7 protein-coding genes are annotated in these 8,686 nt (G+C 74.9%); 4 read left to right on the top strand and 3 right to left on the bottom strand.

From position 1 onward, the window contains the following. The first annotated feature begins 35 nt into the window (after positions 1-35). The 4 genes from CLV72_RS29625 to CLV72_RS29640 all read left to right on the top strand — a co-directional run bounded on the left by CLV72_RS29625 (position 36) and on the right by CLV72_RS29640 (position 5,865). Positions 36-1,919 carry a methylmalonyl-CoA mutase family protein gene (locus tag CLV72_RS29625; RefSeq protein ID WP_106253186.1) on the top strand — a complete coding sequence of 628 codons (1,884 nt, stop codon included), beginning with the start codon at positions 36-38 and terminating at the stop codon, positions 1,917-1,919. Continuing rightward, on the top strand, positions 1,916-4,162 hold the full coding sequence (gene scpA, locus CLV72_RS29630; protein WP_106253189.1) for a methylmalonyl-CoA mutase: 2,247 nt from the start codon (positions 1,916-1,918) through the stop codon (positions 4,160-4,162). The genes CLV72_RS29625 and scpA overlap by 4 nt, the downstream gene beginning before the upstream one ends. Positions 4,163-4,172: 10 nt before the next feature. Beyond that, on the top strand, positions 4,173-5,162 hold the full coding sequence (gene meaB, locus CLV72_RS29635; protein ID WP_106253191.1) for a methylmalonyl Co-A mutase-associated GTPase MeaB: 990 nt from the start codon (positions 4,173-4,175) through the stop codon (positions 5,160-5,162). 310 nt (positions 5,163-5,472) lie between these two features. Next, a complete protein-coding gene (locus tag CLV72_RS29640) occupies positions 5,473-5,865 on the top strand; it encodes an STAS domain-containing protein (protein ID WP_106253194.1) in 393 nt (130 codons plus the stop codon). Positions 5,866-5,914: 49 nt separating this feature from the next. Here CLV72_RS29640 and CLV72_RS29645 read toward each other — a convergent pair whose 3' ends face one another. The 3 genes from CLV72_RS29645 to CLV72_RS29655 all read right to left on the bottom strand — a co-directional run bounded on the left by CLV72_RS29645 (position 5,915) and on the right by CLV72_RS29655 (position 8,615). Next, positions 5,915-6,727, bottom strand: a complete 813-nt coding sequence (locus CLV72_RS29645; protein ID WP_106253197.1) for a sugar isomerase domain-containing protein — start codon at positions 6,725-6,727, stop codon at positions 5,915-5,917. A 156-nt stretch (positions 6,728-6,883) separates the two neighbouring features. Beyond that, a complete protein-coding gene (locus CLV72_RS29650; RefSeq protein WP_106253200.1) occupies positions 6,884-7,183 on the bottom strand; it encodes a PTS sugar transporter subunit IIB in 300 nt (99 codons plus the stop codon). Next, positions 7,170-8,615: a PTS ascorbate transporter subunit IIC gene (locus CLV72_RS29655; protein ID WP_106253202.1), complete on the bottom strand. Its 1,446-nt coding sequence runs from the start codon at positions 8,613-8,615 to the stop codon at positions 7,170-7,172. Before CLV72_RS29655 ends, CLV72_RS29650 begins: the two co-directional genes overlap by 14 nt. Between the last annotated feature and the right edge of the window lie 71 nt (positions 8,616-8,686).

Here is an 8,686-nt window from a genome sequence, read left to right on the forward strand (position 1 = left end):
CGCGCGGCGCCGCCCGGTTCCGTAGCATCAGCGGTGTGGCCGAGCACCTTCCCGACACACCCCTGGCCGAGGGCTTCCCGCCGGCCACCCGCGAGCGCTGGCGCGCCCTGGCCGCCGCCGCGCTGCGCCGCTCCGGCACCCAGGTGCCCGACGAACCCTCCTCCGCCGTCGAGGAACTGCTCACCCACCGCACCCGCGACGGCATCGCGCTGCGGCCCCTCTACACCGCCGGCGACGTCTCCGCCGGCCCCGGCCCCGGCGTCCCCGGCCTCGCCCCCTACCTGCGCGGCGGCCGGCCAGAGGGCGCGGCCGCGCAGGGCTGGGAGGTCCGCCAGCTGCACGACCACGCCGAGACCGGCGCCGCCCGCGCCGCCGTCCTGGCCGACCTGGAGAACGGCGCCACCGCGCTGTGGCTGCGGGTCGGCCCCGCCCACGGCGCCTTCGGCGCCGACCGGCTCGGCGACGCCCTCGACGGCGTGCTGCTCGACCTCGCCCCCGTCCACCTCGACGCCGGCCACCGCTTCGCCGAGGCCGCCGACGCCTACCTGGCGCTCTGCCGCCGCCAGGGCCTGCCCGACGGCGAGGTGGCCGGCGGCCTGGGCGCCGACCCGCTCGGCCTGCGCGCCCGCACCGGCGTCCCCGGCGACATGGACGCCGCCGCCGAACTCGCCCGCCGCGCGCACGCGCACCACCCCCGGCTGCGCGCCCTCACCGTCGACGCGCTGCCCTACCACGACGCCGGCGCGAGCGAGGCCAAGGAGCTGGGCGCCGCCCTGGCCGCCGGAGTCGGCTACCTGCGCGCGCTGACCGGCGCGGGCCTGAGCGTCCAGGCCGCCGCCGGGCAGCTGGAGTTCCGCTACGCCGCCACCGCCGACCAGTTCCTCACCATGGCCAAGCTGCGCGCCGCGCGGCTGCTGTGGGCCCGCGCCACCGCCGCCTGCGGCGCGCCCGCCGCCGCGCAGCGCCAGCACGCCGTCACCTCGGCGGCCATGATGGCCGCCCGCGACCCCTGGACCAACCTGCTGCGCACCACCGTCGCCGCCTTCGCCGCCGGCACCGCCGGCGCCGACGCGGTCACCGTGCTCCCCTTCGACACCGCCCTCGGCGACTCCGACGCCTTCGCCCGACGCATCGCCCGCAACACCCAGACCCTGCTGCTGGAGGAGTCCCACCTGGGCCGCGTCATCGACCCGGCCGGCGGCTCCTGGTACCTCGAAGCGCTCACCGCCGAGCTGGCCCGCGCCGCCTGGGCCTGGTTCCAGCGCGTCGAACGGGCCGGCGGCCTGGCCGCCGCCCTGGACTCCGGCATGGTCGGCGGCGAACTCGCGGCCGACCGGCGCCGCCGCGCCGAGGACGTCGCGCACGGCCGCGAACGGCTCGTCGGCGTCGGCGACTACCCCGACCTGGACGAGCGCCCGGTGCGCCGGCCCGCCCGCGCCCCCGCCGACGCGCCCCGCGACCCCGCCCGGGCGCTGCCCCGGTACCGCCCGGCCGCCCCCTTCGAGGAGCTGCGCGAGCGCTCCGACCGCCGCCTCGCCGCCACCGGCGCCCGCCCCGCCGTCTTCCTGGCCACCCTCGGCCCGGTCGCCGCCCACGGCGCGCGGGCCGACTACGCCGCCGGGCTGCTCGCCGCCGGCGGCCTCGCCGCCACCCGGGCCGGCGCCACCCGGACCCCCGCCGAGGTGCTGGCCGCCTACCGCGGCGAGGCCGTCGCCTGCCTGTGCGGCGACGACGACCGGCTCGCCGAGCAGACCGCCGAGGTGGCCGCCGGGCTCAGGGCGGCCGGCGCCCGCCTGGTGCTGGCGGCGGTGCCGCCACCGGAGCGCCCCGGCGACGGCGGCCCCGACGGCCACGTCTTCCCCGGCTGCGACGCCCTCGCGGCGCTGCACCGGATCTGGCAGGAGGTGGAGACCGCATGAGCGGCCCGATCCCCGACTTCTCCGAGATCCCGCTGGACGGCGGCGCGGACGGCGGGCCCGCCCCCGGCCCCGAGGAGTGGGCCGCGGCGCTGCGCGCCGCCACCGGCAAGGGCCCCGACGCGCTGGAGTGGGAGACGCCCGAGGGCATCGGCGTGCGGCCGCTGTACACCGCCGCCGACACCGAGGGCCTGGACTTCCCCGGCGGCTACCCCGGCATCGCCCCCTACCTGCGCGGGCCCTACCCCACCATGTACACCACCCAGCCGTGGACGATCCGGCAGTACGCCGGCTTCTCCACCGCCGAGGAGTCCAACGCCTTCTACCGCCGCAACCTCGCCGCCGGGCAGAAGGGCCTGTCGATCGCCTTCGACCTGGCCACCCACCGCGGCTACGACTCCGACCACCCCCGGGTGGCCGGCGACGTGGGCATGGCCGGGGTGGCCATCGACTCCATCTACGACATGCGGCAGCTCTTCGACGGCATCCCGCTGGACCGGATGAGCGTGTCGATGACCATGAACGGCGCCGTGCTGCCGGTGCTGGCGCTGTACGTGGTGGCCGCCGAGGAGCAGGGGGTGCCGCCCGAGCGGCTGTCGGGGACGATCCAGAACGACATCCTCAAGGAGTTCATGGTCCGCAACACCTACATCTACCCGCCGCGGCCCTCGATGCGGATCATCTCCGACATCTTCGCCTACACCTCGCGGCGGATGCCCCGTTTCAACTCCATCTCCATCTCCGGCTACCACATGCAGGAGGCGGGGGCCACCGCGGACCTGGAGCTGGCCTACACCCTGGCCGACGGCGCCGAGTACATCCGGGCCGGGCTGGCCGCCGGGATGGACGTCGACGCCTTCGCGCCCCGGCTGTCCTTCTTCTGGGGCATCGGCATGAACTTCTTCATGGAGGTCGCCAAGCTCCGCGCCGCCCGGCTGCTGTGGGCCCGCCTCGTCCGCGGCTTCGGCGCCGAGAACCCCCGCTCGCTCTCGCTGCGCACCCACTGCCAGACCTCCGGCTGGTCGCTGACCGCCCAGGACGTGTTCAACAACGTGGTGCGCACCTGCGTGGAGGCGATGGCCGCCACCCAGGGCCACACCCAGTCGCTGCACACCAACGCCCTCGACGAGGCGCTGGCCCTGCCCACCGACTTCTCCGCCCGCATCGCCCGCAACACCCAGCTGGTGCTCCAGCTGGAGTCCGGCACCACCCGGGTGATCGACCCCTGGGGCGGCAGCCACTACCTCGAACGGCTCACCCACGACCTCGCCCGCCGCGCCTGGGGCCACATCGGCGAGGTCGAGGCGGCCGGCGGCATGGCCGCCGCGATCGACGCCGGCATCCCCAAGCTGCGCATCGAGGAGGCGGCCGCCCGCACCCAGGCGCGCATCGACTCCGGCCGCCAGCCCGTCATCGGGGTGAACAAGTACCGCCCCGACGCCGAGGAGCCGATCGAGGTGCTCAAGGTCGACAACCGCGCGGTCCGCGCCGGCCAGCTGGAGAAGCTGCGCCGGCTGCGCGAGGAGCGCGACCCCGGCGCCCTCGACGACGCGCTGCGCGCGCTGACCGGCGCCGCGGAGGCGGCCGCCCGGGGCGGCGCCGGCTCCGGCCCCGACGGCCTCGACGGCAACCTGCTGGCCGCCGCCATCGGCGCGGCCCGCGCCAAGGCCACGGTCGGCGAGATCTCCGCCGCCGTGGAGCGGGTCTTCGGGCGCCACTCCGGCCAGATCCGTACCATCTCCGGGGTGTACCGGGACGAGGCCGGCGGCGCGGCCGCCATCGAGGCGGTCCGCGCGCGGGTCGACGCCTTCGCCGAGGCCGAGGGGCGCCGCCCCCGGCTGCTGGTGGCCAAGATGGGGCAGGACGGCCACGACCGCGGCCAGAAGGTGATCGCCACCGCCTTCGCCGACCTCGGCTTCGACGTCGACGTCGGCCCGCTGTTCCAGACGCCCGAGGAGGTGGCCCGCCAGGCGGTGGAGGCCGACGTGCACGTCGTCGGCGTCTCCTCGCTGGCCGCCGGCCATCTCACCCTGGTGCCCGCGCTGCGCGACGCGCTGGCCGAGGCCGGGCGGGACGACATCCTGATCGTGGTCGGCGGCGTCATCCCGCCGGGCGACCACGCCGAGCTGCGCGCGGCCGGCACCGCCGCGATCTTCCCGCCGGGCACGGTGATCGCCGAGGCCGCCGGGGAGCTGGTGGACCGCCTCGCCGCCGAGCTCGGCCACCCCGCGGCCGAGGGCGGCTGACGGCCCGGCCATGGCGCGCCGCACCCTGGACGCCGACGCCTACGCCGCGGGCGTGCGCGCCGGCGACCGCTCCGTGCTGGCTCGGGCCATCACCCTGGTGGAGTCGGTCCGCCCCGACCACCGAGAGGCGGCCCAGCGGCTGCTGCTCGCGCTCGCCCCGCACGCGGGCGGCGCGCACCGGGTGGGCGTCACCGGGGTGCCCGGCGTCGGCAAGTCCACCTTCATCGACACCCTCGGCAGCCGGCTGACCGGCGCCGGGCACCGGGTGGCCGTGCTGGCGGTGGACCCCTCCTCCAGCCGCACCGGCGGCTCGATCCTGGGCGACAAGACCCGGATGGCGCGGCTGGCCGCCGATCCGGCCGCCTTCATCCGCCCCTCGCCCAGCTCCGGCACGCTCGGCGGCGTGGCCAGGGCCACCCGCGAGACGATCGTGCTGGTGGAGGCGGCCGGCTACGACGTGGTGCTGGTGGAGACGGTCGGCGTCGGGCAGTCGGAGACGGCCGTGGCGCGGATGGTCGACTGCTTCGTGGTGCTGGCGCTGGCCCGCACCGGCGACCAGCTGCAGGGCATCAAGAAGGGCGTGCTCGAACTGGCCGACGTGGTCGCGGTGAACAAGGCCGACGGCCCGCACGAGCAGGACGCCCGCGCCGCCGCCCGCGAGCTGGCCCGCGCGCTGCGGCTGCTGCGCTCCCCCGGCGAGACCTGGACCACCCCGGTGCTGACCTGCAGCGGCCTCACCGACGACGGACTCGACGCGGTCTGGGAGCAGGTGGAGGCGCACCACCGCGCGCTGGCCGGCGCCGGCGAACTGGCCGCCAAGCGCCGCGGCCAGCAGGTGGACTGGACCTGGTCCATGGTCCGCGACCGGCTGGACGCCCGGCTGCGCGGCGACCCCGGCATGCGGGAGACCGTGCGGGAGGTGGAGCGCGCCGTCCGCGAGGGCGAGCTGACGCCCACCCTGGGCGCCGAGCGCATCCTCACCGCCTTCTTCGAGCGCTGACGCCGCCGCGCGCCCGCCCCCTGTCCTCGCGGAATGCCCACTGTGACGGGCATTCCATGCCGTATCGACGGCCCAACCGAACACATGTTCGAAGATTTTCGCGTACCATCGAAGTGTCCGGGTGCGCCCGGGCGGAGAAAGGTCGTACTTTGGTAAGGGGCCCCGAGCGGCCGGCACGCGGAACCCCCGGAGAACGGGCCCGTCAGGGTTTTCACGCGCGAGTAACGCGCAGTAGTCAGATCTGCACGACACTGGTACAAGTACGGGGAGAACAGCCGGAAACTGCGGGGTTGGTCGAGGAGGGGCGATCGTGCAGAAATTGGGGCTGGCCACCCAGGCCCACGGTGGCACCGCCACCGTTCAGGTGGTGGGGGAGGTGGACATCGCCACCGCCGCCGACCTGCGGCGGAGCGTGTCGGCGACGATGCGCGAGCACGGCCCGTGGCTGGTGCTGGACCTCACCCGGGTGCGGTTCATGGACTCAAGCGGACTGAACGTGCTCATCGAGGTCCACAAGGAGTGCAAGGAGCAGAGCGGCCATCTGGCGCTCGCCGGACCCCAGGCGCAGGTGGCCAAGGTGATCCGGCTGATCGGCCTCGACAAGCACGTCGCGGTGCACGACACCGTTGCCGAGGCCGTCACCGCCGTGGACGCCCACCGCGTCCTGCCCGCCGAGGCCGAGGAGACCAGCCAGCTCAACTGACCCCCGTCCCCCCGCCCGTTCCCGGCCCCGGCGAGCCCGGGGCCGCTTCTCAGCCGTCCGCGCCCAGTTCCGGCACCCTCGGCGCGTAGGCGGCGAAGAGCGCGGCATTGGCCGCGTCCCCGCCCGGCACGTTCGCCGAGCGCCACAGCGGCAGCTCCAGGCCGGCGGCCACCGCCCGGTCGTAGACCCGCACCAGCAGCAGCGTCCACAGGTACCCGTTGGCCAGCGTCGACAGCGCGCCGGTGACCGGCGCCTCGGGCGGGTAGCCGGCGTCGCCCGGCCGGATGAGGGTGTCCAGCACGATGTCGGCCTGGTCCACCAGCCGGCCCAGGGCCGCCCCGGCCCGCGCCGGGGCGGCGGCGCTCGCGGCCCGCGAGGTCACCGCCACCACCGGCACGCCGCGCTCGCGGCCGAGCGCGGCCAGCTCCACCGGATAGGGGTTGGCGCCGGAGGTGGAGAAGATCATCAGCACGTCCGCGCCGGTGATCCCGGCCGCGTCCAGCACCTCGGCGGCCAGGCCGCTGCGCCGCTCGGCCCGGGTGCTGGGCAGCGCGCCGTGCAGCGGATACAGCTCGGGGTGGTAGAGCGGGCGGACGGCGGCCAGCCCGCCGGCCCGGTAGAAGGCGTCGTTCACCGGGATGAGCGAGTGGCCGGCGCCGGCCGCGTACAGCAGGCCGCCGCGCCGGGCCAGCCGGTCGACCAGCAGCCCGGCCGCCTCCTCCAGGGCCGCGTCGTTCTCCCGGCCGACCCGCTCCAGCAGCTCCATCACCCGGGCGCCGTAGGCGCGCGCGGGGTCGGCCGCGGGATCAGGGGTGGGGCCGGGGGTGGGCTCGGACACGGGGTCGGGCGCGGCGTCGGCCATCGGTCAGCTCCTGTGCGGGTCGGCGGGGGCACCGGCGGCGGACGGTCCGGCCGCCCGGTTCCGCCGATACTGGTATAGGCCGGTCTATACCGCACTCCAGGATGCTGTCCGGTGGCGGCCGCGTCAACCGGGGGGTCGGCGCGGCCGCCGGGCCGGCTAGAGCCAGTCGTGCTCGGCCAGCCGCTCGCGCAGCTGCGCGGCCAGGCCCTCCTTGTCCAGGAAGTTGGTCACCGCGACGACGACGGGCGCCAGCCCGGCCAGTTCGTCGGTGTGCATGCCCTGGCCGACGATCACGTCGGGGCTCATGCTCCGCGCGCTGGAGATGTCGGTGTTCTCCACTCTGGCGGCGACACCGAGATCGCGCAGCGCGTCCTCGGCGGTCATCTTCAGGATCAGGCTCGAGCCCATCCCGACTCCGCACACCGCCAGCACCTGCAGCGGTTCACTCCGTGGCATCGCTTCTCCCAGTCTCGTTCGAGGGCTCGCCGGCCGGGGCGGCCGACGACTCGGCCCTGGCCCGCGCGTGCTCGCGGCGGGTCAGCAGCACCAGGACCGCCACCGTGACCGCGGCCACCACCGCGACGGGCACCCAGACGCTGCCGAGGCCGCCGAAGAGCAGCAGCAGCCAGCTGATCACGAACCAGTCCGGGTCGGCCAGGGTGGCCAGTTCGGGGGCGGTGTCGCTGAGCAGGCCCCAGCTGATCCACTGGCCGAAGGCGAGGATGATCCCGTTGAGGGCGCCGCCGATCACCGCGCCGCGCCAGCCGGCCACCGCGTTGCCGAACACACCGCCGGCGCCGCCGCCGAAGAAGAGCATGATCATCGGCGGCACCAGGGTGAACCAGCCGGCTCCGGCGAAGACTCCGAGCAGGATCAGGAAGGTGATCGTGCTGGTCACGAAGCCGACCATCACCGAGGTGGGCGCGAAGGGGAAGACGGTGGGGATGTCCAGGGCGGGCTTGGTGCCGGGGACCAGCTTGTCGCTGATGCCCTTGAAGGCGGGCACGATCTCGGCCAGGAACATCCGCACGCCGTAGAGCAGGATCGCGATGCCGGCGGCGAAGCGCAGGCCCGAGAGCACCCCCCAGATCCACGGGTTGAGCGCGGGATCGGTGAGCGCGGCCTGCTCGGTGATCACGGCGCTGTCGGCGAAGGCCATCGCGACCAGCAGGATCACCGTGATGACCAGCGCGGTGCTGACGTTGACGTCCTTGAAGAAGGACAGCGCCCGGGGCAGCTTCAGCTTCTCGGTGCTGTGCTTGTCGGGGTCGCCGAAGGGGCGGGCCACCACGGCGGTGAGCAGCGCCAGCGTCGAGGTGGTGTGGCCGAAGCCGAAGTCGTCGCGGCCGGTCACCCGCTTCATGAACGGGCGCATCCACAGCGGCTGCAGCGTCCAGTAGCAGGCGATCAGCACCGAGCCGGCGGGCACCAGGACGTACTGCGGCAGGTCCCCGAAGGCCTCCACCAGGGAAGCCGTGATCACCACGCTGATCCAGAACATCAGGTGGCCGGTCAGGTACACGTAGCGGGCCGAGGAGAAGACCGCGACCAGTGCCAGGTGCAGCACGAAGCCGAGCGTGATGATCAGCGCCACCGTGCCGCCGTGCGTGCCCAGGAAGCCGTCGAGCGTGTTGGTCGACTGCGGCGCCTCCAGGCCGACGGCGCTGGACACGATGGTCTGGAAGGCGGTCAGGCCGCCGGCGAAGATGTCGATGCCGATGAAGAGGATGACGATGCCCAGCGCGCTGCGCAGCGCGCCGCCCACGACGTCCTCCACCGGTTTGCGCTGCAGCAGCAGGCCGACCAGCGTGATCAGGCCGATCAGGATGGCGACCTGGCCGAAGATGTTGTTCGCGATCCAGATCAGGATCGTTTGGAGTGTTTCCACGCTATACCTGCTCCGTTGCTGCGACAAGGGTCTCTGGGGCCGTCATGGGGCCGTCAGCCCTCTGGTTCTCA

Origin of the sequence: Allonocardiopsis opalescens (assembly GCF_003002095.1) — a bacterium.
GTDB lineage: Bacteria > Actinomycetota > Actinomycetes > Streptosporangiales > Streptosporangiaceae > Allonocardiopsis > Allonocardiopsis opalescens.

Coding starts and splice junctions, on each gene's coding strand:
- meaB (WP_106253191.1), top strand. CDS start 4,173: ATGGCGCGCCGCACCCTGGACGCCGACGCCTACGCCGCGGGCGTGCGC.
- CLV72_RS29650 (WP_106253200.1), bottom strand. CDS start 7,183: ATGCCACGGAGTGAACCGCTGCAGGTGCTGGCGGTGTGCGGAGTCGGG.
- CLV72_RS29645 (WP_106253197.1), bottom strand. CDS start 6,727: ATGGCCGACGCCGCGCCCGACCCCGTGTCCGAGCCCACCCCCGGCCCC.
- scpA (WP_106253189.1), top strand. CDS start 1,916: ATGAGCGGCCCGATCCCCGACTTCTCCGAGATCCCGCTGGACGGCGGC.